Source organism: Pontibacter sp. LHS1 (assembly GCF_058932855.1).
On the sequence record NZ_JBZYWF010000017.1, the window covers coordinates 18427 to 45064 of the forward strand.

Genomic DNA, 26638 nt, shown 5'->3' on the forward strand with positions numbered 1-26638 from the left:
GTATTAGCGCGATAATTCCCAATTATTCAAAACCATTGCGGCTGCGCATTAGTTCGATTGGGCAAATGAACTGCAAAAGTACAACATGTTTGGGGAATAAAAGAACAACCAGCAACGGTGAGGCTGGTTTTGTTTGCGCTGGCTGTTAATTAGCTTCTTTCGAAGCGAACCATTTGCCTGCTGCTGCGCTTCCCTTCATCAGTTCAACTGCAATAGGCAAGTCGTAATTGCTGATGAGCAGTTTGATTACCTGCAACAGGTTGTAGTCCCACAGGTAGTCCGTCGACTCCAAAATGGCAATATTCCGCAAAGGGGTATTGGGGATGTGTTGAATGAAGCGGAAAATGACTTCATCGGTGAGCACGCCACCGGCCGGGGTTCCGGAGTCCACGATCAGGTTAGTGACGTTCTTCTCTATGATTGTGCTAAACAAAGAGACCATCGTCTCTTGAAACTGGCCTGATTCTACACTTAGTTCATCTGACCATTTCACACTTAAGATCCCGGAGTTTTCCTCATACACCATCGCCATCATCTTATCCTCACTTTCAGCCATAAAGGGTACCTCCGCTTAAGAGTAAATCTTTTTTAGGTAAGGTTGTTTATAGCTGTTGCAAGATGAGCGTTACCAACTATTTAGTCTTTACGGACAACGACAGAGGTTCTTAAAGGACAATCCTTTTGCAAATGTATTGCAAAGTGATCAATAACTGCAGAATAGCTTAATAAAATGCGTTATAGTTAACCAGAAACTCCACAGTCGTTACTTCGCCTTCTTTCACCTCCACCGGAAAGATGTTCATGTCTCCGTCAAAAAGGTTGGCGTACAGGCCCTGCTCTTCTTTGGTGAAAAGGCTATACCTGCCGGGCTTCAGACTAACCGAAAAGTGTCCGTTATCGTCTGTTTTGACCTGTGTGATCAGTTTGGTTTGAATGGTGGTGTGAAAAACACCGTCCTGGGATGTGGTTTGCGAGCTGTTCGTCAGCTCATAGATGTATACGGTGCGCTCCACGCCACGTCGGCCGCTGCTGGGCGGGGCGTCCGGGGAGGGCATTTGGTTGCCTGCCTCCCAGAGAATCTGCCCCTGTATACCTTGTTTTATGTGCATCTGCTGCCCTGCCTGCGTTTTAGATTCCTGCTGCATATCCTGTGCTTCGCCATCCTGCCCCGTCGTACCCTGGGTACCGTTACAAACAGTCAGCAACAGCGACAGCCCTATCAGCAGCAATTTTCCCATACAGGCAATAGCAAAAATCTATTTGCGGGAGAAGAATGACTCCACGAACTGGTTCTTGTCGAACAACTGCAGGTCTTCAATCTTCTCGCCCACCCCGATGTATTTCACCGGGATCTTAAACTCATCAGAAATACCGATCACCACACCGCCCTTGGCCGTACCATCCAGCTTGGTAATAGCCAGTGCCGTTACGTCAGTAGCTTTGGTGAACTCACGCGCCTGAATCAGGGCGTTTTGGCCTGTACTACCGTCGAGCACCAGCAATACCTCGTGCGGGGTGTCTGCCGTGATCTTCTGCATCACGCGCTTGATCTTCGAAAGTTCGTTCATCAGACCCACTTTGTTGTGCAGTCGGCCCGCCGTATCGATGATCACGACATCAGCGCCTATGTCCACGCCTTTTTTTACAGCATCATAGGCCACAGAGGCTGGGTCGGTGTTCATGCCATGCGAAATAACCGGCACGCCTACACGCTCACCCCAGATAATCAGCTGATCAACGGCAGCGGCACGGAAGGTATCGGCGGCACCCAGCACGACTTTCTTGCCGGCTTTATGAAACTGCGACGCCAGTTTGCCGATGGTGGTGGTTTTACCCACGCCGTTCACACCTACTACCATGATCACGTATGGCTTTATACCTGCTGGCAAGTCGAAGTTGGCGCCGTCGCCGGCACGGTTCTCCTCAAGCAATGCAGCAATCTCCTCACGCAGGATCCTGTCAAGCTCACTGGTGCTCACGTACTTATCGCGGGCCACACGTTTCTCGATGCGGTCGATGATTTTTACCGTCGTCTCTACTCCTACGTCCGCATGCACCAGAATTTCCTCCAGTTCGTCGAGCACCTCCACGTCTACAGTGGACTTGCCAACGACTGCTTTGCTCAATTGCCCGAAAAAGCTGGTTTTGGTTTTCTCAAGACCTTTATCGAGCGATTCTTTCTTCTGCTCTTTGCTGAAAAAGTCAAAAATTCCCATTTGCGTGTTTTGTAGGGTGAGACTATCTCGGTGTGATACGGTAATATACTAAAAAAGTCCCAGCAAAGGGACTTTTTCATGTATTCTATCTATGTATAAGTAGAGTAGGCTTAATTACTTCTTAATGAACTCCTGTACTTTGTCAACAGGCACCATCTCTTCTTTAAAGCTGTAAGCACCAGTTTTTGGAGACTTAACGGCTTTGATCACTTTCGCCCAATCTTTACCTGTAGCGGTTTTTAGGGTTGCAACTACCTTCTTAGCCATGGTTATTTAATTTCTTTATGTACAGTTACTTTTTTCAACACAGGGTTATACTTCCTAAGCTCTAGACGCTCAGCAGTATTCTTTCTGTTTTTGGTAGTGATGTACCTTGAAGTTCCAGGCATGCCAGTCGCTTTATGCTCTGTGCACTCCATAATTACCTGGATTCTATTACCTTTTGCTTTTTTAGCCATCTCAACAGTAAATTTTTATTTAGGACTGCAAATATACAAGCTTAAATCTCTAATTACAAACAAAGTATAAATTTTTCTGAAGAAGCTTTTTAGGTGCTGCCTCAGACCAATGTCATACCTCCCTTGCAACGCCCCTAATCCAGCTTTGGCAGCTTAAAACCATCCAGTGCGCTCGGTTGGGCCATTGTCTTCTCTACTTCCTCTACCGTGCGTGGCGCCAGTTTTGACAGGTTTTCCCAGCCTTTTTCGGTGATCAGGATATCGTCTTCTATACGAACGCCAATGCCCCACCACTTTTTATCACAGGGGCTGCCTTCCGGAATGTAAATACCTGGCTCTACCGTAATTACCGTGTTTGCCTGGAAAGGTCCGTAGCTGCCGCGGTCGTGCACGTCGAGGCCAAGGTAGTGGGAGGTGCCATGCGGGAAATAGCGCTGCACTTCGTCACGTTTTTTGATGATACCCATTTTAAAAAGCCCGTCTGCTATCACGGCTTCGGCGGCCTGATGCGGTGCGTTAAAAGCGTTGCCCACCTTGCACTGCTGAAAGCCTGCCTCCTGCGCCCTGAGCACCAGCTCGTAAATAGCACGTTGCTCTTTACTGAATTTGCCATTGGCAGGTATAGTGCGCGTCACGTCGGCTGTATAGCCCAGGTACTCGGCACCCACATCCATCAGCACCAGCTCACTGCCAGGTATAGCCGGCTTCGCACTCGAGGTATAGTGCAGCACACAGCCGTTGTTGCCTGCCCCTACTATGCTGGGGTAGCCCACATGCTGCGCACCGTATTTCTTGAACACAAACTCATGTATACCCTGCACCTCCATTTCGGACATGCCAGGCTTCATGGCCTTCATTACTTCGATCTGCCCCACTGCTGACATACTCGCCGCTTTACGAAGTAAATTGATCTCCTCCTCGTTTTTCACTTCACGCATGGCGCCCAGCACCTGGTCGAGTGTGAAAGCATCGAGCTTCTGCTTAGGTATAGCAGCGACCGCCTTGGTGCGAGAGCGCATGTCTTTGGCTTGCAGGTAACCCTGCAGTGCCCGGTCATCTTTCAGCTCCGGCTCCTGCTGCATGGCTTCTTGTATGTACGCCACTACCCCTTCCGCCTGCGCCAGCCCATGCTCCCGCACAATACCATAGAGCATGCTGCGTGTCGCGCCGAAGTTGGCCGGGTATTTCACCTTCGTTTTGAATTGACTCAGCAGACTAAACAGATCCGCTTCGTCTGCAGCATCATCGCGCACGTCGTGCGGCAAACCTTTGATCAGGATCTGCTGTAGATTGGCCGTGTCGAGCTTAAAACTGGCGAAGTCAGTATTAGCTAACGTCGCTATACCTAGCTCCTTCTCTGCTCCCTGCACACCTAGCCTGCCACCATTCCAGAGTTCCTGCATTTCGTCGTTGGGCTGCACAAACAGCAGTTCCTGCACTTGCTTGCCGTTCACGTTCTGCGGACTCTGAAAGAGCAGCAGCACCGCGTTCGGCTCCTTATACCCTGTCAGGTAGTAGAAGTCCGGGTCAGGATGGTAGTAGTAATCCACGTCGTTGGCACGGTTGCGCACCGGACTGGCAAAAAGAACGGCAACGGAGCGAGGGGGCAGCTGTTGCCGCAGCACCTCTCTCCGTTGCCGGTGAAACTCTTTATCTAAAGTATCAGATGGCTTTCCCGAGCTTGCATGCGGTTGCGCTACTGCCGTTAAAGACAGCCAGCATAACAGTGCACACAGCCGGAAGGCTGCCATTAGTACATAATGTAGCCTTGCTCAACAGCCTTCTTCAGTACTGCAGAGATGCCGTTCTTGTTGATAGTTCTCAATGCTGAAGTAGAAACTTTAAGGGTTACCCAAGCATCTTCCTCAGGGATGTAGAAACGCTTCTTCTGAAGGTTCGGATAGAACTTACGCTTTGTCTTATTGTTAGCGTGAGAAACGTTATTTCCTACTCGTACTCTCTTTCCGGTTAAATCGCAAACTCGTGCCATCTTGTATTTTCTTCTAAATTATTTCAATAGGGGTGCAAATATCTGTAAAAAGATACAGAAATTCAAAGGCATAGCAGATATTTTTAACAAAACCTGTTCTGTTACAGCCTAAAGCAACTTTTAAATGTATGCTTTAAGCTTGCTTATCCTTGTTCTGTGCCTCCTCCCGCTTCTTTTTGGTAAAGCCGTAGGGGCAGTTGCGGCAGGCATTCTTGCAGCAATAGCCACGCTTGAGCAGGTACTTGGCCGTCAACACCATCAGCCCCCGCTCAAAGTAAAAATCTTCGCCTTCTTTCAGATCGCTCACGCTATACTCTTTATAAAGCAACAAATATCGGCAATTCAGGGCCATTTACCAAAAAGCCCCTCTCCTGCACCCTATACCTCTAAGGTGATTCGTTTTAGTAGAGATAGCCACGATCCAATAATAACCCTAAGCCCTGAGTCTATGACCCATTTCCAGAACCTATATGAAGCCGTAAGTGCTATGCGCGCCCGGGGATTTGTCAACACCTTCAGCATTCAGCACCAGCGGGTGTACTGCTCCGAGCAGAGCTGCGAAATTTCCCCCAATCAGCTCACCTTGCTGGAGCGGCATACCGTACCCTCTTCCACCTCGCAAAGCGGACAGCAAGAGGTGTATGGCTTCCGGACTGACAACAACCTGCTCGGTATCATGACAGATACTTATGCCGAGTACGATGCCGAGGAGTTTCGCTCTGTTTTCAGGCAGTGCCGGCAGTCCCAATAGGCGCCTTTTCCGGCTAAAGGTATAATTCAGGCTGTTTTTGCTATATTTACAACCTATAACCAGAATCCCGGTAAATATAGGTCCGGAGCTACAGCCTATGGCGCAGCTCTGCCCTTTGTTTCGGACAACAGCTTTTAATCTATAAACTATGAGCACGCTATCCATCACCTCCAGCCAGCAGGCTATCGAAACCGAAGAAAAATACGGCGCCCACAACTACCACCCGCTGCCGGTGGTGCTGAACAAGGGCGAGGGCGTATACCTGTGGGACGTGGAGGGCAAACGCTATTATGACTTCCTGTCGGCCTACAGCGCCGTGAACCAGGGCCATTGCCACCCGCACATCATCAACGCCCTGATCGAGCAGGCAAAGCAACTCACACTTACTTCCCGCGCTTTCTACAACGACAAGCTAGGTTTGGCCGAGAAGTATATTTGTGAGCTGTTTGGCTACGACAAGTCGCTTTACATGAACTCTGGTGCTGAGGCTGTAGAAACGGCCATCAAACTGGCCCGTAAGTGGGCGTACCTCAAAAAAGGTATTGCGCCTAACAGTGCTGAGATTATTGTAGTAGAGCGTAACTTCCACGGCCGTACCACAGGCATCATCTCCTTCTCTACCGACCCGGATTCCACCAAGGGTTTTGGTCCGTACATGCCAGGCTTCAAAGTGATCCCTTACAACGATCTGGAGGCGCTGGAAGCAGCCCTGAAAGAGAATCCTAACGTGTGCGGATTCCTGGTGGAGCCCATACAGGGTGAAGCAGGCGTGGTCGTGCCACAGGACGGCTATATGGCTAAGGCGCATGCGCTCTGCAAAGAGTACAATGTGCTGCTGATGGCAGATGAGATCCAGACAGGTATAGCCCGCACGGGCAAGATGCTTGCCAGCTACTACGACAATGTAAAGGCCGATATCCTGATCCTTGGTAAGGCCCTTTCGGGTGGTGTACTGCCTGTTTCGTGTGTGTTAGCTGACGACGACATCATGCTATGCATCCAGCCGGGCGAGCACGGCTCTACTTTCGGCGGTAACCCAATGGCTGCCGCGGTGGCGATTGCCGCTTTGGAGGTGATAAAAGAAGAAAACCTGGTAGACAATGCCTACAGACTGGGTGAAGTATTCCGGGACCGCATGAACCAACTGAAGGCAAAGCGTCCTGAGGTAGTAACCACTGTACGTGGCCGCGGCTTGCTGAACGCCATTGTGATTGAGCCAGCAGCTGACAGTCGCACAGCTTGGGATGTATGCGTGGAATTGAAAGAAAATGGCTTGCTAGCCAAGCCTACCCATGGCGACATCATCCGATTCGCACCTCCTTTGGTGATGACAGAAGAGCAGCTGCACGAATGCTGCGACATCATTGAGAAGGTGGTCATGAACTTCTAAGCCAGGTATACCTGAAACATATGAAAGGCGAAGCTGCTATAGCTTCGCCTTTTTTTATTTTCATCAACTATGCGCATCTGCTTGAAATTCGGTAGCTTTAGAGTAGTAACAGCTTTGAAAACATGACCCAATCAGACGACACCAAACCAGTACTGATATTCTCCGGCGACTTTCATCGGGCAGCCGTCATCAAAAACATGCTCGAGAACCACGGCATTTACGTGTTCATGCAGAACGAGCACATGGGCAGCATTGCCCCTTTTCAAGTAGCTTCCGGCGGCTTTAATCCGGTGCGGCTCATTATTTCGGGACATGATGAAGAAGAGGCAAAAAGGATTTTGGAGGGATTTAGTGAGGCAGATTTTGACACTGAGGCGGATAACAACGACTGAACTCAACAGCATGAAAAGATCAAACTGGCCCCTGAAAGCGCTTCTGCTCGTAGCTTTAGCATTTGCCATTTATAGTTTTGGCAAAAGTATGGGCGAGGCACTTTCTTATATCGCGAACTAATTACGCGACTCTCGTTTTCCAGCTACAACGCGCCCCAATTTCTAGGCCATACTTTCGCATTGCCACGCATAAGCCGTACCTTTGCCGTATACTTATGTTGAAGCATTTTAGAGCAATCGCTATACTATGATTACGAAAAGACCAAGACGAAATCGTTATAACGAGGTCATCCGCAGCATGGTGCAGGAAACAGCACTGGAGCTGAACGACTTCATTTTCCCGCTTTTTATTATTGAAGGCCAAAACCAGAAGGTAGAAGTAGCTTCCATGCCGGGCATCAACCGTTACTCTATCGATACGCTGCTCGACGAGGTGGCGTCATGCGTAGACCTGGGCATCAAAGCCTTCGCCCCTTTCCCGAGCATCCCCGAAAATCTGAAAGACAAGTACGCCAGGGAGAGTGCGAACCCAGAGGGCCTGTTCCCGAGGGCCATCCGCGAAATCAAAAAAAACTTCCCGGACGTGGTGCTGATGACCGATGTCGCCATGGACCCTTACAGCTCTGACGGCCACGACGGCATTGTGATAAACGGTGAGATCGTAAACGACGAGACGCTGGAGGTATTAGGCAACATGGCGCTCACGCAGGCACAGGCCGGCGCCGACATTGTGGGCCCTTCAGACATGATGGACGGTCGTGTAGGCCACATCCGACGCGTACTAGACGAGAACGGTTTCCACAAAGTGGGCATCATGAGCTATACCGCAAAGTATGCGAGTGCCTTCTACGGCCCGTTCCGCGACGCCCTGGACTCCGCCCCAAAAATGGGCGACAAGAAAACCTACCAGATGAACCCGGCTAACAGCCGCGAAGCTCTGATTGAAGCGGCGCTGGACACTGAAGAAGGAGCCGATTACCTGATGGTAAAACCTGCTCTGGCATACCTGGACATCATCAAGCTGCTGCGCGACAACTCGCACCTGCCGATAGCCGCCTACAATGTGAGCGGAGAGTACGCCATGGTGAAAGCCGCCGGCCTCAAAGGCTGGATCGACGGAGAGAAAGCCATGCTGGAGAGTTTGTTGAGCATCAAGCGAGCCGGGGCGGATATTACCCTGTCATACTTTGCCAAGGATTTTGCAAAGTACCTCCAAAAATAACTAAGTCTGATCCACGACAATACAAGCGCCCTGGGTTCAAAGCTCAGGGCGCTTTGTTTTGAAAGCAGGTCAGCATTAACGCAGAACCTGGCACCTCTTAAAACCAATGTTTAACCAAATAAAGTATTCACACTGAACCAGTTTGGCGTTCGCGCACTTTTAGTTATATTGGTGGTTCTAAACTTCTACCTACTACTACTTTATGAGAGGATTGAGCCTTTGGCTGATGGCTGCGGCACTCGCAACGACTTCTGTTAGCTTCGCGCAACAGAATGGCTCGGTGCCTGTGCGCGCTAATGTGCAGGAACTGGGCCGCATTGCGGCAGCTGAAGACAAAAATTACCGTACAAAGCGTGCCGAAGCTATTGCGCTTGCCAAACAGAATGGCTGGGAGATCGAGAAGACCTATCAGGATGGTACGTACATATCACTGCAGGGGCTCGATGAACTGGGCATGCCGGTTTACTACATCACCTATAACAACAACGCCGCTATCACAACCCGCACAAACCAGCTCTGGGCAGGCGGCAAGTTGGGGCTTAACCTGAGTGGGGCAAGCAACAGCGTAACGGACAAAATGGGGGTCTGGGACGGTGGCCTGGTACGCGAGTCACATGTGGAGCTGCGAGGCCGGGTAGAGCAGAAAGACAAGCCTTCGAAACTAAATGACCATGCCACCCACGTGGCCGGCACCCTCATTGCCAGCGGACAGAGCCTGATGGCCAAAGGCATGGCGCACGGGGTGAAAAAGCTACACGCTTACGACTTTAATAACAGTGCCTCCGAAATGGCCGAGGCTGCGCAAGCCAAAATGCTGGTTTCGAACCACTCCTATGGCACCATAGCCGGCTGGCGCTATAACAGTGAGCGCAAAGGCACCGACGAGGACCCGTATTGGGAGTGGTGGGGCACACCTCAGGTAAGCGAAACAGAGGACTACAAGTTCGGCTACTACGACGAAACTTCTGTCAGCTGGGACCGCATCGCCTACAATGCACCCTATTTTCTGATCGTGAAGTCAGGCGGAAACAACCGGCAGGAACCAGGTCCTGCTGTGGGCAAGCCTTACATGCAGCGCAACTCCAACGGTAATTTTACGCTAGTCGCACAACGCCCGGAAAGCATCAGCAGCAACAACAGCTATGATGGCATAGCCACCTACGGCACTGCCAAGAATATACTGACAGTGGGTGCCGTAAACAGCCTTCCCAACGGCTACAACCAGCCCTCCGATGTCAAGATCACCAACTTCAGCAGCTTTGGCCCTACTGATGATGGCCGTATTAAGCCTGACTTGGTAGGTGGCGGAGAAAGAATTCTTTCCACAACCAGTGCCAGCGATAAGTCTTACAAAGCTCTGAGCGGCACCTCTATGGCAGCCCCCAACATTTCGGGTTCCCTGCTGCTGCTGCAGGAGCACTATGCCAACCTGCAAAACGGGCAGTTCATGCGTGCCGCTACGCTCAAAGGTTTGGCCATTCATACAGCTGACGAGGCCGGCGACGCTCCTGGGCCTGACTACATGCATGGCTGGGGACTTCTGAATGCCAGTCGCGCCGCCACTATGATCAGCAACACCCAAGGCACACACCTGATACAGGAGCGCAATCTGGAACAAGGCAAATCCTATACGCTTGAGGTAGTGGCATCCGGCGCGGGTCCACTGGTAGCCACTATTTCCTGGACCGACCCGGAAGGCGCTGCCCACTCCATGTACAGCGCCCTCAACAACCGCAGTCCGCGCCTGATTAATGACCTGGACATACGTGTCACGCACCGCGGCAATACGGTCATGCCCTGGGTATTAAACCCAAATACTCCCGAACTGCCCGCCACCCGGGGCGACAACGTGGTAGACAATGTAGAGCAGGTGCTTATACCTAACGCTATACCTGGCGAGACCTACACCATTACCGTATCGCACAAGCGCACGCTTCAGAAAGGGCCTCAGGAGTATTCCCTGCTGGTGAGCGGCATGGGTGGTACAGCCTACTGTGCAAGTGCTCCCACTTCAGAGGCAGGTTCACGCATCAGCAAAATTGTTTTTGACGGCATTACAACTTCTTTCGAAGGATGCGCCACTTACCGTCTGCAGGAAGAAATGCTGCTATCCTTTGAGCCGGGGCAAACTAAAACGGTGTCGTTTGAGCTGGGCACCTGCGGCGCCAACGCCAGCAAGGCTGTCAAGGTATACGTAGACTGGAACGGCAATGGCAGCTTCGAAGATCAGGGTGAGGAAGCTGCTGCTTCTGGTGTTATCAACGGCGTTGGGGTGTTCAATGCCAGCATTTCGGCTCCCTCGTTTCTACAGCCTGGCTTCATGACCCGACTGCGCGTCGTGCTGGTTGAAACCTCCACTCCGGCAGGTGTAAGCTCTTGTGGCACTTACACCCGCGGCGAAACGCAGGACTATATCATTCAGATCACAAAGCCTTCCACAGATGTTGCCCTGGAGCAGGTAATGCCGGTGGGTTCATCGCTCTGCGCCGGCACGAATCAGCAGTTTCTGGTTACAATCCGCAACAATGGGCTCAGCAATCAGAAAAATATTCCGGTGACACTAGAGGTATACCGCAGTGGTTCCAAAGTAGCTACAATGACAACGGTTTACACCAAAACCCTAGAATCCTATACCACAGACGAGATCTTGCTGACAGCCGATTTTCAGACGGAGGCTGGCGCTACTTATGAACTGATTGCTTCGGCAGGCACCACCAGTGATGCCGTACCAGAGAATAACACCTTGAGCAAAACTTACGGCGTAGGTGGCAACACCACCGTGGCACAGGCCGTGGCGACTCGCTGCGGCGACCAGCCCAGCTATACCCTGACCGGCACTGGCGACGGCACCCTCTTTTGGTACAATACAGCAAGCGGAGGCACACCCATCGCTGCGGGCAACTCAACCAGCATTGCGACGAGCAGTGTCAACGGCACGCTCTATGCCTCCCTCAACGATTTTTCGGCCACCGTTGGGCCAGCGACCAAGAAATTTGCAACAGGTGGTGGGTATAACCAGTTTACGCCGGATGTGATTGTAGACGCAAAGGCACCTATGCTGCTGGAAAGCGCCCGCCTGTATATCGGTAACCCCGGCAAAATCACCTTTACAGCCTACAACAGCGACGGCTCTCCTGTTTCGAGCCGGACACTTACAGTAGAGGCTACCCGCTCCACCCCTGCCCCGGGCGTGCAGGAGGATGACCCAGATGATCAGGGCCAGGTATACTATCTGGGGCTGGAACTTCCTGAGGCTGGCACTTACAACATCGCAATAAGCTATGACCATGCAAATGGGGCCACCATCTACCGGAACAATGCCGGCGTAACGGGTTATCCATTTGGCGTAAGCAATGTGTTCACTATTACCGGAACCACGGCCAACCCGGGCGCACTAAGCTATTATTATTACTTTTATGACCTGAAGGTGCGTGCTCTCGGCTGTATTAGTCCAAGGGTAGCTGTACCGGTTGAGAATGGCTCTCCACTCCCGACGCCGGTGATTTCACGCCAGGGCCTGAGCCTGCAGTCAAGTGCAGCGGACGGCAACCAGTGGTACCTGAACAGCCAGCCTATACCTGGTGCCATTGAGCAGACCTATACCCCAACAGAAAGCGGGGACTATAGCGTGCAGGCACAGTGGAGGGGCTGCGTTTCTACACGATCGCAAATCTATACCTTCGCCTATCAGGCTAATGGCCGTGAACTGAAGAAGGAGTTGGTAGCCTCACCTAATCCAAGTACCGGCGTATTTAAGGTGCAGTTTGAGACGGCGCAGCAGGAGGATCTGTACCTGAACGTGACCGACATGCTGGGCAACCTGATCTATACCCGTAAAGTGGCTGGCTTCAATGGTTTCTATGAAGCGAACATCGACTTATCGGCAAGAGCCTCTGGCATTTACCTGCTCCGCGTGAAGTTCGGTGATCAGGCCTTTACCCAGAAGCTCGTCTTACAGCGCTAATAAGCAGCGAGCAATCAGAAGAGCCCTGGCTTAACAGCCAGGGCTCTTTTTATGTTAAAAGTTAATTGCCAATAAGAACAACCTATACTTCTGATGAATCCGAAACTTAAAGCTAGATCGTTCCGGCTACATTGCTCTTCTCCTCCTTAGCTATCGGATTAATTTCATCAAACCCTTCAGCTGATAGAGACACTTCAAAGCAACTTTAAAATGGGGCCTTCATATGTTTCATAAAAAGGGTACAGCTTTTTACTTTCACCTCCCATATCATGGAGTTAGAATAACATTAGATACTGTTTGCTAATTAAAAAATCTAAACACTGTCACAACACAGATTATAAATAATATTCCTCGTATTATTTATAAACAGCACAAGCCAAAATCTGAGCTATTTTCTCCGTTTTGAGCTCTCGAATACTCAATTACTTTCTTCTTTCTAAAGCCTCCCTACTACCCCACATAATTAAGAAGAAAGAATCGCTCTACATGCGATAGCACGACTTGACCCCACCTTGCTTTCGATCTATTCCCATAGACTGTTACTAAAGCTTTAACACAGGGACAATGTTTAAAATCATATCTATTCTTTACTGCTTGCTGTTAATTTCATTCAGCGCGTTTGCACAGACCAGTCTTGTTCCATTTGGCTCCTCTTGGCGATATCTTGATAACGGCACCAATCAGAATACTAACTGGCGCACTGTAGCCTTTAAGGACACCAAGTGGAAAACAGCCAATGGAAAATTTGGCTATGGTATAAGTGATGCCGCGACTGTGGTAAGCTTCGGATCTAATCCCAGCAAAAAGTATATCACAACCTATTTCAGAAAAAGCATTCCCATAGCTGATCCAGCCATTTACTCTTCCTTTACTATCAATGTGAAAAGAGATGACGGAGCGGTAGTCTATGTAAACGGAAAGGAAGTGCACCGGAGTAACATGCCTACAGGCACTGTATCTTTTACCACGTTAGCCAAAGAGGCTGCTGATAATGGAACTGTTCCTCAAACATTCTCCATTAGCCCTTCAGCCTTTTCTAAGGGCACAAATGTGATAGCAGTGGAAATTCACCAGGCGCAGGCAAACACACCGGACATGGCCTTTGATTTAGAACTTATAGCCAATGCAGTTCCAACGCCAACAGATCAGACCCCTCCTACAGTCACAAGCATCAACCGGCAAAACCCAACCACCGAAAGCACTAGTGCCTCTCACCTAACCTTTAGGGTGACTTTTACCGAAAAGGTAACAGGTGTGGATGCGGCTGATTTTACAGTTAGCACCTCCGGTACTGTGAGCGCGTCTGTGGCATCAACCGCAGCCGTAGGCAGTGCCGGCAATACTTATGACCTGACAGTCGGCACCGTTTCCGGTGAAGGGACTTTGCGTTTGGACCTGCAGGAAAGCGGCACGGATATTATGGATGTTGCAGGAAACGTTATCAATGGCGGCTACACAAGTGGGCAGAGCTATGTAATCCAACAGCCAGCCTTAGAGCAGCCAAAGGTCCTCTATTATGAAGGATTTGAAAGCGGTACTGGTTTCACTGGTATGAATATTCAAACCAGTACTACTTATGGGTTCAATGTGGTAGGCAACCCGACCTATCAGGACCTAAAGGTTGGCCGCTGGGAATTGAGAGCAGGTGACCCGCCTGCCTCTAACGGTACCCGAGCCGAAGTACTCTTCTCTGAGAACCTGGCACAGCAGGAAACCTGGCACTCATTTGTTGGCTACTTCCCTTCTGAAGACAACCTGATCGACACCGATGACGAGGCTTTCAACCAATGGCATCAGGGAAGCAGTTTCGGGCGGCCAATGATGACATTCCGAACTGAAAATGGTCGCTTTGAAGTGCTTAGGCGTTCTCCTGATGGAAGTAAGACGCATTATTACATCATGGGTTCCATCATCTATGACCAGTGGGTGCATTTTGTGATTCACTTAAAGCAGCATCTAACTGATGGGATTATGCAGGTTTGGATAAATGGCGAACTCAAGATGGACTACCAAGGCCCGACTATGTTTGATGGTCCTATTGGCAGATGGAAAATGGGTATTTACAAAAGCAGTTGGAATAATGGGTCCTCAACTAATTCTATAAAACGGGTATGGTACGTCGACGAGGTCAGAGTAGGTAATGCCACATCTACTTACGAGAGTATCAAACCCGCTCCAGGCAATAACCTTAAACTACTTACAACTACTAAAACTGACAACCTGAACTATAAAATCAATGACCAACAATCGGGCATTGAGCAAACAGACGAGGTAGAGGTATATCCCACCCTAGCGAAGAGAGGCTCTACAGTTATTTTAAAAACGAGCGGTGTTTCGGTAAATGTAGCTATAGTATCGGATGTTACAGGACGACTTCTCTATGAGCAAAGATTTACCGGCCTCACCTCAATTGAAACAGGCAATCTACCCAGTGGTCTTTACTTTATAAGTCTGGCAGGAAAGAAGCGCCATAAAAAACATAAATTCATAATCACTGATTAATTTTCAATCGTAAACTTGGCTACTCCAATAATGATTCTGATTATTGAGGCAGCTTAGGTTTTTGCCAGTAGCCACACCAACTTTGCTTATCCGGATGCATTGCCTATCTTCAGCCAAACAAAGCAAAGACTATGAAGAAATTACTACTCGCAATAGGTGTGGCATGCGTGTTCGCCTCCTGCGCTCAGCAGCCACAAACCAGCAACACACCCACTGCTGATGCTGGGGCCACAACGCAGCAGGCTGCCTCTGCACCATCTCCTGTCACGGCTACACAACAGGCTTTCTTCTCTGAATTGAGCAAGCTGTGCGGCAAGAGCTTCAGAGGTGTGGCTGTATTCCCAGCCGATGGCAAAGATCCGTTTGCAGGCAAAGAGCTGACGATGCACGTGCAGGCCTGCTCTGACACCACCATCCGCATCCCTTTTCATGTGGGGGAGGATAAATCCAGAACATGGGTAATCCGGCAGATGGAGGAAGGGCTGCAACTCAAACATGACCATCGCCACGAAGACGGCACTCCGGACGAAGTAACCATGTACGGCGGCATTGCCCTCGACACAGAGGATGCCAGCACCATGCGCTTCCCGGCCGACGCCTTCACTGCCCAGCTTATACCTGCCGCCTCAACCAACGAATGGAACCTGGTGCTGAGCCCCGACGGCCGCACATTCAGCTACATCCTCAAGCGCGACAACCAGCTCCGCTTTCAGGCTGATTTCGACCTGACCCAACCGATCAACTGATCTATACCTGCTATACCTTAAAGCAAGAAGGCCCGGAACTGCAGTAGCTCCGCGCCTTCTTTTTGGGGTATCCCAATCCTAGGACTTAGAGAACTGTTTCTTTAGCACCTGGTAGTCGATAAAGTAGAGCACACGCACCGACAGGCTGTTAGTCTGGGGTCCTGTGATGGTGCGGGTAAAGTTCTCGTGATAGCGCGGGATAATTTCTCCCTGACTTTCCAGAATGGCGTTCTTCCACATCACACTGATTTCGCTGCCCGGCGCAAACCACCATGAGTAGATCATGTCGATGTTGAAGGCATTATAATTGATGTTGTGATTTGGCAGTTCATCGTCCGGGAAGTAACCGCCGTGCGGGTAGTTATCGGCCAGTAACTCTCCTTTCGGACCGAGCTGGAAGAAGCGATTGTACTCAGCCTTGGACCAGTAGTGCCGCGCCCGCAATGACAGCGACATGCGGTTGTTGAAGATATACGAACTGGTGAGGGTGTTGTCTACCGTGTTCACGTCACGCAGGCCAAAGATGATGTCGTGCTCCCGGCCCAGGTCGGTGTTTCTGGTAAAGTGATTGGCATAGCCCATGTCGTCGCGGTTGCTGTTGCGGCTATACCGGTAAATGAACATCAGCTTGTCGTTAACCCGGAAGCGCGGCGAAACAGAGTAGCCGAAATTCTGGCGCTCGTGCTCATCGAATGTACGGTAGCTGAAGTCAACATCCAGGGCCAGGCGCTTGCGGTAATCCGACGAAATCCAGCCGCCAATGCTGCGGTTCACTGGGAAGGTATAGTAACGGCCCGCTACCCGTGGTTCGAAGAAATCGTACGTCTTCACCGGCTCCAGGTTAAAGTTGGTGCCGATGCTCAGGAAATTGCGGAGCGTGCCACTCACTCGGCCATAGATCACGAAGTTCTGAAAATCATCAGGCTTATACCGGCGGCTGTAGGTGGCGCCCAGTTGGGTGTTCATGTTGAGCAGCTTCCAGAAGGGCTGGTAGATGTTGTAGCGCAGGTTCAGGTCCTCGTCCACAGTATTGCGGATGAAGTTGATGCCCATGTCATTCGGGTCATAAGTATCTGACTTCATGGAGTGGGTGAACCGGTACTGGAAATTACCGCTCACCTTGCCCCCACCGATGCTATACATGTGCCCCAACTGCGCGTCGCCGGGGTAGTACTTTTGGCTCAGGGCTGCACTGCCTTCCACGGCATACCGGTTTCCCTGGTTAGCCACCCGAAAGAGCATGCCGGTCAGGTTGGCGTCGTAGGTGCTATCCTCGCGCAGCACGTTCGTGTTCACTAGCGTCACGTAGGAGTTGTTTTTGAGCGACTGGTCCAGCACCAGGATGTTATAGTTAGTGAGCGGCTGTGTTTCCTTCTGGAAGCGGTTGCCCTCGCTATCCTCGAGTGTGGCGAATTGCCGCCCTACCACCGCATTGAACAAACCTATACCTAAGCCTGACTGCGTGCGACCCGATATTTTGGTGCCGTTCAGCATCTTGGTTTCGCGCGGATTTTCGATGATGATGTTGCCTTGTTCTCGCTCAGCGTTTGCATTCAGAAAATTGATGGGTGTGCCGCCAATGCGTCGCGAGTACAGAAAGCCGCCTTTGTTGAACAGCTCCGTGCCCTCCATAAAGAAAGGCCGGTACTCGTTGAACTGAACCTCGAAAGGCGACAGGTTGAGCACCTGGTTGTCGGACTGCACCTGGCTGAAATCAGGTATAAGCGTCATGTCGAGCGTGAAGGCGTCGTTGATGCCGTATTTCACGTCCATACCTCCACTAAAGTTAACATTGTCTTCGTATCGCACGCTGCCGTCGCCGTTTCGCACCGGGTACTTCTCGGCATAGGCCGACACGTAGGGCGTGAGCGACAGGCGCAGCGGCGCTTTCACGTTTTTAAGCCCCCTCAGCTTACCAAACTGGTTGGTAAAGCCGCTGATGGCCGGGTCTACGTGGTTCCAGAAGTAGCTCTCACGTGAAGACTGGCGGTGTCGCGTGAAGTTCAGGCCCCAGAGCTGCTCCGGCTTTTTGCTGAAGCGGATAGCCGAGTAAGGGATGCGCATCTCAACCACCCAGGCTTTGTCGTACATTTTGGCGCTGCTCTCCCACACGGCATTCCAGGTAAAGTCCTCTCCGTTGGAGGAGTAGCGGGCATCGAGTTGCACACCAGCCGGTGTTACAAAGAACCCGAAACCGTTGATCTGATCATTATAGGTATCGAAGAACACACCGAAGTAGTCCGTATTGCCCAGGTCGTCCCGCTTGCCCAGCTGTCTGAAAATGCTGTCCTGCGACACGTCCTGCATGTAGGCGCCGATGTAGATCGACATATCGTCGTAGAGCACGCGCACTTGTGTCGGGTGCACCTCTTTCAGTCCGGGCTTTGGTTTGTTCTGGATGAAGCCAGTGGCGATTTCGGCCTGCTGCCACTCCTCCTCGTCAAGCGTGCCATCTATCTTGATCGATTCTGAGATACGGGAAGCCTGCAGATGCTTTTGATAAAGCGTAGGTGCTTTCTTTTCTTGGCCCCATACCTGCTGAGACAGCATATTCAACACAATAACGAACCCCAGTACCCAGGTAGGTTTAGGTAAAAAGTACTTCATACAGATTAAGCGGCAAAGGTGTGTTACACAAAGGTATAGAATAGATGTGCCCGAGGCCACTATACTTGCTATTTCCCGACAACAAAATGCTCAATTCCATAACGAAGCAGGCAAGCATGGTTTTTTTAATGACGGAGGGGGATGAAAGTAAAAAGCGCCATACCCGGATTTCAGGTATGGCGCTCTGGTATGACGAGTGAAACTGGCTTACAGGTCTTCTTCGCGCACCAGCATCAGCACTGCTGACTGCGGCACGATAAAGTATTTCTCGTTGAGGTAGTTGATTTCAATGGCATCGCGCTGCAGGTAGATGGCCAGGTCACCCTCTTTTATCTGAAGCGGCAGATAGCGCACTTGCTCCTGTTCCTCGTCGCCAAACACCTCTTCATCGAATCCATAGTCAGCCGGCATTGGGTAGCCCGGACCAACCTTCATCACATAGCCTTCCTGTACCTTCTCTTTTTCCTGTACGCCGGGCGGCAGGTATAGCCCGCTCTTGGTCTGCTCCCGCGAAGTCTTCGGCTTGATCAGCACCCGGTCGCCTACAATGATGATCTTCTCCAGTTTGTTGCTTTCTGAAATTCTCATGGATATGGTATGCATGATTAAATTGGGTCTGCGGTCACTTTAAAGCGCATAGCTGCCTTAATCACAATATCACGCGTGATCGGCTTGGCTACGGCGGCTTTTGTTATGACGGTATAAGTTTCTCCTTTAATGTACTTGTCCAGCTTCGAATTAGTAGATTTCAGCTCAATGGCCTTAACCCCCTTCGGTACCTCGTCCAGGTAAGCAATCATTGTCTCCTCTCCTTTGTCGTTGCTCAGGTGGATTTCGATGCTGCGCAAAAAGTCAAAATTCTCGTCAGCGGGATCAGATATTGTGAGCGTCAGTTTGTTCAGGCTCACGTCTTTTACCAGCTCGGCGCGTGTCTTGTTGTTCTTGAAAGTCTCCGATGAGTTCGTCTTGACAGGTATAGGCGACAGCGGCGTTACGATACCTATCGGGAAATTCGACCGGATGTGGATGTCCTCCTCCTGATTGATGTAGAAAGTGAGCAAATCGTCTACCTTATCGCAGGATGTTCCTATAAACGTGAGCAGCACAAGTGCCGCCAACAGTATTCTCTTCATAAAAAGGTGAAATTTAAAGTCCTCTCTTTGATCATTTTAATCCTCTGTACGGCTTAAAAAGAAGGACAACCTTGCGGGCTGCCCTTCTTAATTGCCTGCACAGAGTGCAAAAATAACAAAAATGATCGAGAGTATACCCTTAATCAAACATGTCCGCAGCACGTGAGCCACCCGGGCCGTTTTCGAGCCAGCTCATTGGGTAGTTCTTGTCCATCAGCCCTACGGCTTCTTCGGTCAGGTATAGCGGCTTGAAGGTGTCGATCATCACAGCGTACTCGTGTGTTTCTTTCTTGCCGATGCTCGCCTCCACTGTGCCCGGGTGTGGCCCGTGCGGTATACCTCCCGGATGAACCGTAAAGGAGGCTCTGTCCACCCCTTTACGGGACATGAAGTCGCCGGCCACGTAGTAGAGCACCTCGTCGGAGTCTACGTTGGAGTGGTTGTAAGGCGCAGGTATAGCCAGTGGGTGGTAATCGAACAGGCGCGGCACAAAGGAGCAGATCACGAAGTTGTGCGCCTCGAAGGTCTGGTGTACGGGAGGTGGCTGGTGAATGCGGCCGGTTATGGGCTCAAAGTCGTAGATGGACAGCGCATACGGATAGAAGTAGCCGTCCCAACCCACCACGTCAAACGGACTGAAGTCGTAGTAGTACTGGTGCAGCATGCCGTCTTTTTTGATCTGCACCAAATGCTCACCACCCTCTGTATATTCGATCAGCTCGTGCGGGGCACGGATGTCACGCTCACAAAACGGTGCGTGCTCCAGCAGCTGTCCGAAGTGGTTACGATAGCGGCGTGGTGTCTCAATCGGGCTGAATGATTCGGTAATCAGCAAGCGCACCGGGCCGTCGTTGAAATGGAACTGGTGAATGATGGTGCGCGGTATCACGATGTAATCACCCTCACGGAACTCCAGTTTGCCCATCTGCGACAGCAGCACGCCGCTGCCCTCGTGCACAAACACCACCTCGTCGGCCTGCCCGTTTTTGTAGTAGTAGTCCATTTTGCGCTCCGACGGGTTGCAGATGCTGATGGCCACATCGCTGTTGAGCATCATGGTTTTACGGGCGCTCAGGTAGTCAGAACCTGTAACGGTCTGATCGAGCGTCTTCAGGTGATGCGGTGCCAGCTTTACACCTTCGGCCTTTTTGGGTGCGTAAGGTATAGGATCTTCGATGCGGGTGATGCGCGTCGGCGGATTCTTGTGGTACAGCAACGATGACAGGCCGCTAAAGCCCAGCGTACCCACCAGCTGCTCGGCGTACAGACTGCCGTCCTCCTGCCTGAACTGCACGTGGCGCTTCTGCGGGATAGTGCCTAGTTTGTGATAATAAGCCATTCCTCTCTGTTTGGTTATGGTTTACAAAAGCAGCCCTACCGGGTGCCTTTCTGATACAGGTATAAATCCTGATTTGTTATACGCCCCCTTTGGCAAGGCGCTGGGCTTTCCCGAACTGGCGCAGGGCCTCCTGGAACTCCTCGTCCTTCTCGTGCAGGATCGGGAAGAAGCCCGGATTACCGTATACGCTGCGGCCGATGAAAGCCTTCACGTTGTTACGGAGCAGCGTCTGTGAGCGCTTGTACTGGGCCTCGTCGTACTTCACCTCCGACTGTGCTGCCATACGCATCAACTCCTGCAGCATTTTATCAGACACGTTGAACGACTTAACGAACTTATCCATCGACATCTTCTCCAGGTCTTTACGGTTGTCGTTGTAGTAGGCCAATGCATACTCCCTGATCACATTCTTGCTGTACAGCTGGCTCAGCAGCTCCGACAACTCAGTAGTATCGCGCGGCACAAACACATCAGGCATGATACCCCCGCCACCATACACCACACGGCCTTTGCCTGTCTTATACTTAAGTGAATCCACAAACAGGCTGCTATCCGGATGGAAATACTCACCATTCTCGAAGCGGTTCAGCATATCTTTCTGATAATCCTCGGTACCTGCCACATAAGGCTTCTGGATAGAGCGGCCACTCGGCGTGTAGTAGCGCGAAATGGTCAGGCGCAGTTCCGAACCATCGTTCAGTGGGATTGGCATCTGCACCAGTCCTTTTCCAAACGAGCGTCGTCCCACAATCAGGGCACGGTCGTTGTCCTGCAGGGCGCCTGCCACAATCTCGGAGGCAGAGGCACTGCCCTCGTCCAACAGCACGATCACAGGACCGTTTTCGAAATCACCCTTGGTGCGGGCAAAAGACTTGGAGTCGTAGCGGGTGCCTTTGCCATCGGTATACACGATCATCCTGTCGCCTGCAATAAACTCGTCGGCCATGCGGGTAGCGTGGTCCATGTAACCGCCTGGGTTGCCGCGCAGGTCGAGTATCAGCTGCTGCATACCTTTTTTCTTGAGCCCGGTCAAGGCTGTCTTAAACTCGTCGAAGGTATTGTTGGCAAAGCGGCTCACTTTAATGTAGCCCGTGTTGCTGTTCACCATGTAGTTCACATCCACTGACACGGTTGGGATCTTGTTGCGGGTGATCGTGAATTCGAATGGCTTCTTGTTGCCTTTGCGCAGCACCTGTATCTTTACGTCTGTGCCTTTGGGGCCCCGCAGGCGCTTGAATACGCCTTCGTTCGTTATACCTGTACCCGCTACATTCTCGCCGTTTACAGTCACAATCTTGTCGCCGGCCTGTATACCTGCCGCTTCTGACGGACCGCCGCTCAGGGGCGTAATCACATAAATCGTGTCTTTAAAAATATTGAACTCCACGCCGATGCCTTCAAAATCGCCTTCCAGGTATGATCGGGCCATGGCCAGATCGGCAGCCGGAATGTAAGAGGTATGTGGATCTAGCTTCTCGAGCATCTTGGTGATAGCGTGGTCGGTGAGCTTCTCGGTGTCCACGGTGTCCACGTAATCGCGGTCGATGTAGCTTAGTATGTCACGGAATTTCAAGTAAGCCTTGGCTGTACTTTGCGGATTGTTATCGGAAGGGGAAAAGGTATTTGCGCCGATCAGCACCCCCACAATCAGGGCCAAGGCGATGTACAGGGGCAAGCGCACCTGAAAAGGCGTGTTGCGGGCTTTGCCCTGCTCTGGCACTTCCGGCTCCTCCTGTGATTTGTATTTGGTTTCTTCGCTCATCTCGATCTCTAAAAACGGTTAAATATAAAGCTAAGCGGGCGCTTTTTTGCAGCTTTACAGAGATAAATATTCAAGCATCGCTATGCAAGGCTCCTTTTTAAGTATACCTGCATACAGTACAGCTTGTTATTCTTTTAACAAAGCTTTGGTCGGGTTTTATTCCATTTTAGTATAAAAAGATCCGGACAAGCTACCTTTTTTTTGCTCACAAGACACGCACGGGTCTGCAAGACGCAGTGGAGCCCAGCCTCTCCAACCTGATCAACCCCGCCAATCCTTTTTAATCCTGTAAATCCTGATTAAATCCCTTAACTTTGTATTTTTAAAGCGCAAATGCTCGATTAAGGCAGGCAAAAGACGTTACACAGGGCACTATGGCGAGAATTTTAGGTATAGACTACGGCAACAAGCGGGTGGGGCTGGCCGCAACGGACACACTCCAGATCATTGCTTCGCCGCTCGAAACTATACATGCCAAAGATGTGCTGACTTACCTGAAAGCCTATACCCAGCGCGAACCCGTGGAGGCTTTTGTGGTAGGCATGCCGCGCCGCCTGACCGGTGAAGCCACCGATGCAACGCCACATGTCATTGGCTTTGTACGTAAGCTCCAGAAGGAGTTTCCGGGTATACCAGTCCACACCGTAGACGAGCGCTTTACCTCCAGTATGGCTCAGAAAGCGATGCTGGCCGGCGGACTTAAGAAAAAGGATCGCCAAGACAAAGGCACCGTGGACCGCGTAAGTGCCGCCATTATTTTACAGTCGTATTTAGAAAGCAGAACAATATGATTTATCCTATTACCGCCTATGGCGACCCGGTGCTGAAAGAGCCGGCGCAGGACATTCCAAAGGACTACGAAGGCCTGAACGAGCTCATCGAAGACATGTACACCACCATGTACCATGCGCATGGCGTGGGCCTGGCTGCCCCTCAGATCAGCAAGGGCATCCGCCTGTTCGTCATCGATTCAGAACCAATGATGGATGAGGGCGACGAAGGAAAAGGTGTGAAAAAGGCGTTCATCAACCCGGAGATCATAGAGGAAGATGGTGAAGAGTGGGGCTTTGAGGAAGGTTGCCTGAGCATACCGGGTGTGCGTGAAGTGGTATACCGTCCCGAGCGCATCGTAATCCGCTACTTCGACCAGGACTGGAACGAACACACCGATACCTACGACGGCATGACGGCCCGTGTAATTCAGCACGAGTACGACCACATCGAGGGCATCCTGTTCACAGACCACCTTTCCGGTTTGAAAAAGCGCCTGATCAAGAACAAGCTAACCAAAATATCCAAAGGAGAAGTGGATGCGGACTACCGCATGAAATTCCCGATAGCGGCAACGAAGAAGCGCTAATCGCTATACCCGACACCGATGAAAGATCGCCTGCTCCAGACCGCTGTGGCAGGCGATTTACTTTACTGCCACACATCCGCCGCGCAAATCATCAAAGGTTAAACTTAAGATTTTGTGCTGTACTCTCATCGGCCATGCCTACCTTAGCGGCACATCTATTCAATTACCAACATTTTTCTTCACCTCACTTTCTATACTCAAACTTATGAATGCGATTAAACGAAACAATGTGACGGTAACCGGAAAAGGAGAAAAGCCGATGCTGTTTGCTCATGGCTACGGCTGCGATCAGAACATGTGGCGTTATATTACTCCTGCTTTTCAGGATGATTATAAGATTGTACTTTTCGATCACATAGGGTTTGGTAACTCAGACGCCTCTACCTATTCAAAAGATCGCTACTCGTCGCTGCACGGTTATGCGGCTGATGTCCTGGAGATATGCCACGAACTGGACCTGCAGGATGTCATCTTTGTAGGCCACTCGGTAAGTGCCATGATCGGAGTACTGGCTGCCATACAGGAGCCTGAGCGCTTCTCTAAGCTTGTGCTCGTTAGCCCTTCGCCAAGCTTTATTAACGATGGAGAGTACTTTGGAGGATTTTCCAGACAGGACATAGATGGCCTGCTTATGTCGCTGGACGGAGACTATTTGGGTTGGTCCAACACGATTGCCCCTGTGATCATGGGGAACGCTGACCGTCCGGAATTGGCACAGGAGTTGGCGCAGAGCTTCTGCAAAAGCAACCCCGAAATTGCCAATGACTTTGCCCATATCACCTTCTTGTCAGACAACCGAAAGGACCTGCCTCAGGTAAAGACAGACACCCTGATTTTGCAATGCTCGGAGGACGCCATTGCCCCGCTGCCGGTTGGCGAATTTACCCACCGGAGCATCGCTGGCAGCAAATTCGTAGTGCTAGAGGCGACAGGCCATTGCCCTAACCTGAGCGCGCCGGAAGAGACGATCAAGGCTACTAAGAATTTTTTGTAAAAATACCGTACATGTATCTGTGGAGGTACCGGTCAGTAGGCGCAAAGTCATTGAGCTGCGGAGAAACAGATATAGCTTTTAGTGGAATTGACAGACAGTATAGAATATAAAGAATTAAAGAAGGCTAACGGAGATGTTTTCCTAGAGGTAAGAAGGATGCCTGATAATGGCTTTATAGCTATGAACTGGATTGGTATACAGTCTCTTGAAACTGTTGTGATGGGCGGTAACTTGGTTCTGTCGATGTTGCGGCAGAAGCCATCGCCAGGAATTCTGAACAGTAACCGGGAGCTAATAGGACCCTGGGAAGCAGCAGTTAATTGGCTGGCCTTTAAGTGGGCCCCACAGGCCAAAAGTTTGGGGCTGCGCTACTTTGCACATGTACTGTCTCCAGGCATTTATGGGCAGCGGTCATTTAAAGCATTGTTTCCTAACCTCAGGGAGGTGCTCGATGTAAAGTCATTCGATGAGGAAGAGGGGGCCGAAGAGTGGCTCCGCATAAAAGTCTCCATCAGAAAGACCAGCACCTAGCCTGTCCAGCTATGACTAGCAGCAACTGCCGCTGCTAGTCATAGCTGAGGTTATTACTCCACCCAGCTAAACAACCGACGCCAGCGAATTTTATCCAACCCACCCGCTTCTTCATCCACCGAAAGCCAGGTAAACAAAGGTTTGCCGACAATGTGGTCTTCCGGCACAAAGCCCCAGTAGCGGGAGTCGAGAGAGTTGTGACGGTTGTCGCCCATCATAAAGTAGTAGTTCTGCCGGAAGGTATAGCTTGTGGCCTCAGCTCCATCCAGGTATAGCCGGCCGTCCCGTACCTCAGCGTTTTTGTTCTGCTCGTATTCCAGGATGATATTTTGGTAAATGGGTAGTGTTTCGGGTGTAATAGTGACCGATGCGCCTTGCTTTGGGATGTAGAGCGGACCGTAGTTATCGCGGTTCCAGTTCTGGCCTGGCACCTGCGGAAATATACCTGGCTCTGATTCGCCCGACGCCATTTGTTGCAACTCGATACCCTGTATAAAAACAAGCGAAGCTAATTCCCGCGCCCTGGCAGGTGTGGTGTGCAGTAGGTAACCACCCTGCACCGGGTATACGTCTGTGAGACTTCGCTCTCTGAAGAACTTCGGCTGTAGCACCTTGTCGGTGGCCATAAAATAGCCGTACTGCAGCTGCTCCGGGTTGTCAAGTGGCTTACCGTTCACGTATACCTGCCGGTCACGGATCTCCAGCATGTCGCCGGCTATACCTACGCAGCGCTTCACGTAGTGCGTACGCTGGTCCATGGGATGCTCTGGTTCATCCGGAAAATTGAACACGACCGGATCGTTATGCTTCACCTCCGAAAAGCCGGGCAACCGGTAAGACTTCAATTGCAAGGCATCAGAGTAAGCAGGTAGATCCGTACCCCAAATGGTTTGGTGCGTGAGTGGCACCTGCAGTGGCGTCATGGGAGTGCGGGGGCCGTAGTGCAGTTTGCTCACAAATAAGCGGTCGCCCACCAACATGGACTTCTCCATAGAAGGCGTCGGGATAGCATAGGCTTCAAATGTGGCCCAGCGGAAAAACGTGGAAACCACCACGGCAAACATCAAAGCGTTTCCCCATTCGCGCAACACACTTTTCTTGGCTGGCCTCTCAGCCGATTTCTTCTTCCAGAGTTTTAACTGCATCATCATAGTATAGTAGGTCCACTATATTCTAACTGCAGCAAGTTTCAGTAAATTATGATCTTTGCTTAAAAAATTACGTGCCCATACCCTGGAAAGGTATAGGCTTAGTTTATAACTGCCTGCACGGGCCTGCATT

The 26638-nt window shown here is 50.9% G+C and carries 25 protein-coding genes; 11 read left to right on the forward strand and 14 right to left on the reverse strand.

Features of this window, described 5'->3' with window-relative positions; translation table 11 throughout:
* Positions 1 to 145 precede the first annotated feature (145 nt).
* The 8 genes from AC5FXQ_RS20405 to AC5FXQ_RS20440 form a co-directional block, all read right to left on the reverse strand.
* The gene (locus AC5FXQ_RS20405; RefSeq protein ID WP_493604263.1) at positions 146 to 556 is read right to left on the reverse strand and encodes a hypothetical protein; all 411 of its coding nucleotides are present in this window, start codon (positions 554 to 556) and stop codon (positions 146 to 148) included.
* 166 nt (positions 557 to 722) lie between these two features.
* Positions 723 to 1238, reverse strand: coding sequence for a carboxypeptidase regulatory-like domain-containing protein (locus tag AC5FXQ_RS20410; RefSeq protein WP_493604264.1), 516 nt, complete (start codon positions 1236 to 1238; stop codon positions 723 to 725).
* Positions 1239 to 1256: 18 nt separating this feature from the next.
* Complete coding sequence (gene ftsY, locus AC5FXQ_RS20415; protein ID WP_299984308.1) at positions 1257 to 2216, reverse strand: signal recognition particle-docking protein FtsY; 960 nt, start codon at positions 2214 to 2216, stop codon at positions 1257 to 1259.
* Positions 2217 to 2330: 114 nt separating this feature from the next.
* Positions 2331 to 2483, reverse strand: coding sequence for a DUF4295 domain-containing protein (locus AC5FXQ_RS20420; RefSeq protein WP_253401133.1), 153 nt, complete (start codon positions 2481 to 2483; stop codon positions 2331 to 2333).
* A 2-nt stretch (positions 2484 to 2485) separates the two neighbouring features.
* Positions 2486 to 2674 carry a 50S ribosomal protein L33 gene (rpmG, locus tag AC5FXQ_RS20425; protein ID WP_493604265.1) on the reverse strand — a complete coding sequence of 63 codons (189 nt, stop codon included), beginning with the start codon at positions 2672 to 2674 and terminating at the stop codon, positions 2486 to 2488.
* 134 nt (positions 2675 to 2808) lie between these two features.
* Positions 2809 to 4425, reverse strand: coding sequence for an aminopeptidase P family protein (locus AC5FXQ_RS20430; RefSeq protein WP_493604266.1), 1617 nt, complete (start codon positions 4423 to 4425; stop codon positions 2809 to 2811).
* Positions 4425 to 4664 (reverse strand): 50S ribosomal protein L28, encoded by a 240-nt coding sequence (rpmB, locus tag AC5FXQ_RS20435; protein ID WP_493604267.1) that lies wholly within the window; start codon positions 4662 to 4664, stop codon positions 4425 to 4427. Before rpmB ends, AC5FXQ_RS20430 begins: the two co-directional genes overlap by 1 nt.
* 133 nt (positions 4665 to 4797) lie before the next feature.
* Positions 4798 to 4971: a C1orf53 family protein gene (locus AC5FXQ_RS20440; protein WP_493604268.1), complete on the reverse strand. Its 174-nt coding sequence runs from the start codon at positions 4969 to 4971 to the stop codon at positions 4798 to 4800.
* Positions 4972 to 5112: 141 nt separating this feature from the next.
* Between AC5FXQ_RS20440 and AC5FXQ_RS20445 the strand changes: the two genes are divergently transcribed.
* The 7 genes from AC5FXQ_RS20445 (at position 5113) to AC5FXQ_RS20475 (ending at position 15631) form a co-directional block, all read left to right on the forward strand.
* The gene (locus AC5FXQ_RS20445) at positions 5113 to 5415 is read left to right on the forward strand and encodes a hypothetical protein (protein WP_493604269.1); all 303 of its coding nucleotides are present in this window, start codon (positions 5113 to 5115) and stop codon (positions 5413 to 5415) included.
* 148 nt (positions 5416 to 5563) lie between these two features.
* Entirely contained in the window at positions 5564 to 6805 is a 1242-nt protein-coding gene (gene rocD / locus AC5FXQ_RS20450) for an ornithine--oxo-acid transaminase (protein WP_493604270.1), read from the forward strand.
* Positions 6806 to 6927: 122 nt separating this feature from the next.
* Positions 6928 to 7197 (forward strand): putative signal transducing protein, encoded by a 270-nt coding sequence (locus AC5FXQ_RS20455; RefSeq protein ID WP_493604271.1) that lies wholly within the window; start codon positions 6928 to 6930, stop codon positions 7195 to 7197.
* 247 nt (positions 7198 to 7444) lie between these two features.
* Complete coding sequence (gene hemB, locus AC5FXQ_RS20460; protein WP_493604272.1) at positions 7445 to 8419, forward strand: porphobilinogen synthase; 975 nt, start codon at positions 7445 to 7447, stop codon at positions 8417 to 8419.
* 202 nt (positions 8420 to 8621) lie between these two features.
* Positions 8622 to 12383 carry a S8 family serine peptidase gene (locus tag AC5FXQ_RS20465; RefSeq protein WP_493604273.1) on the forward strand — a complete coding sequence of 1254 codons (3762 nt, stop codon included), beginning with the start codon at positions 8622 to 8624 and terminating at the stop codon, positions 12381 to 12383.
* A 594-nt stretch (positions 12384 to 12977) separates the two neighbouring features.
* Positions 12978 to 14885, forward strand: coding sequence for a heparin lyase I family protein (locus AC5FXQ_RS20470; protein ID WP_493604274.1), 1908 nt, complete (start codon positions 12978 to 12980; stop codon positions 14883 to 14885).
* 131 nt (positions 14886 to 15016) lie between these two features.
* Positions 15017 to 15631 carry a hypothetical protein gene (locus AC5FXQ_RS20475; RefSeq protein ID WP_493604275.1) on the forward strand — a complete coding sequence of 205 codons (615 nt, stop codon included), beginning with the start codon at positions 15017 to 15019 and terminating at the stop codon, positions 15629 to 15631.
* 78 nt (positions 15632 to 15709) lie between these two features.
* Here the strand turns inward: AC5FXQ_RS20475 and AC5FXQ_RS20480 are convergent, their stop codons facing one another.
* From AC5FXQ_RS20480 to AC5FXQ_RS20500, 5 genes are all read right to left on the reverse strand, one after another.
* On the reverse strand, positions 15710 to 18238 hold the full coding sequence (locus AC5FXQ_RS20480) for a DUF5916 domain-containing protein (RefSeq protein WP_493604276.1): 2529 nt from the start codon (positions 18236 to 18238) through the stop codon (positions 15710 to 15712).
* 207 nt (positions 18239 to 18445) lie between these two features.
* Entirely contained in the window at positions 18446 to 18826 is a 381-nt protein-coding gene (locus tag AC5FXQ_RS20485) for a co-chaperone GroES (RefSeq protein WP_493604277.1), read from the reverse strand.
* A 17-nt stretch (positions 18827 to 18843) separates the two neighbouring features.
* On the reverse strand, positions 18844 to 19371 hold the full coding sequence (locus AC5FXQ_RS20490; RefSeq protein WP_493604278.1) for a hypothetical protein: 528 nt from the start codon (positions 19369 to 19371) through the stop codon (positions 18844 to 18846).
* 139 nt (positions 19372 to 19510) lie between these two features.
* Entirely contained in the window at positions 19511 to 20710 is a 1200-nt protein-coding gene (locus AC5FXQ_RS20495) for a homogentisate 1,2-dioxygenase (protein WP_493604279.1), read from the reverse strand.
* Positions 20711 to 20786: 76 nt separating this feature from the next.
* Complete coding sequence (locus AC5FXQ_RS20500) at positions 20787 to 22472, reverse strand: S41 family peptidase (RefSeq protein ID WP_493604280.1); 1686 nt, start codon at positions 22470 to 22472, stop codon at positions 20787 to 20789.
* Between the two features lie 374 nt (positions 22473 to 22846).
* Here AC5FXQ_RS20500 and ruvX point away from each other — a divergent pair, with 374 nt between their 5' ends.
* The 4 genes from ruvX to AC5FXQ_RS20520 all read left to right on the forward strand — a co-directional run bounded on the left by ruvX (position 22847) and on the right by AC5FXQ_RS20520 (position 25357).
* Positions 22847 to 23263: a Holliday junction resolvase RuvX gene (gene ruvX, locus AC5FXQ_RS20505; protein ID WP_493604281.1), complete on the forward strand. Its 417-nt coding sequence runs from the start codon at positions 22847 to 22849 to the stop codon at positions 23261 to 23263.
* The gene (gene def / locus AC5FXQ_RS20510) at positions 23260 to 23832 is read left to right on the forward strand and encodes a peptide deformylase (RefSeq protein WP_493604282.1); all 573 of its coding nucleotides are present in this window, start codon (positions 23260 to 23262) and stop codon (positions 23830 to 23832) included. Before ruvX ends, def begins: the two co-directional genes overlap by 4 nt.
* Before the next feature lie 205 nt (positions 23833 to 24037).
* A complete protein-coding gene (locus tag AC5FXQ_RS20515) occupies positions 24038 to 24826 on the forward strand; it encodes an alpha/beta fold hydrolase (protein WP_493604283.1) in 789 nt (262 codons plus the stop codon).
* A gap of 180 nt (positions 24827 to 25006) precedes the next feature.
* Positions 25007 to 25357, forward strand: coding sequence for a hypothetical protein (locus tag AC5FXQ_RS20520; protein WP_493604284.1), 351 nt, complete (start codon positions 25007 to 25009; stop codon positions 25355 to 25357).
* A 53-nt stretch (positions 25358 to 25410) separates the two neighbouring features.
* Here the strand turns inward: AC5FXQ_RS20520 and lepB are convergent, their stop codons facing one another.
* Entirely contained in the window at positions 25411 to 26502 is a 1092-nt protein-coding gene (lepB, locus tag AC5FXQ_RS20525; RefSeq protein WP_493604308.1) for a signal peptidase I, read from the reverse strand.
* Positions 26503 to 26638 lie beyond the last annotated feature (136 nt).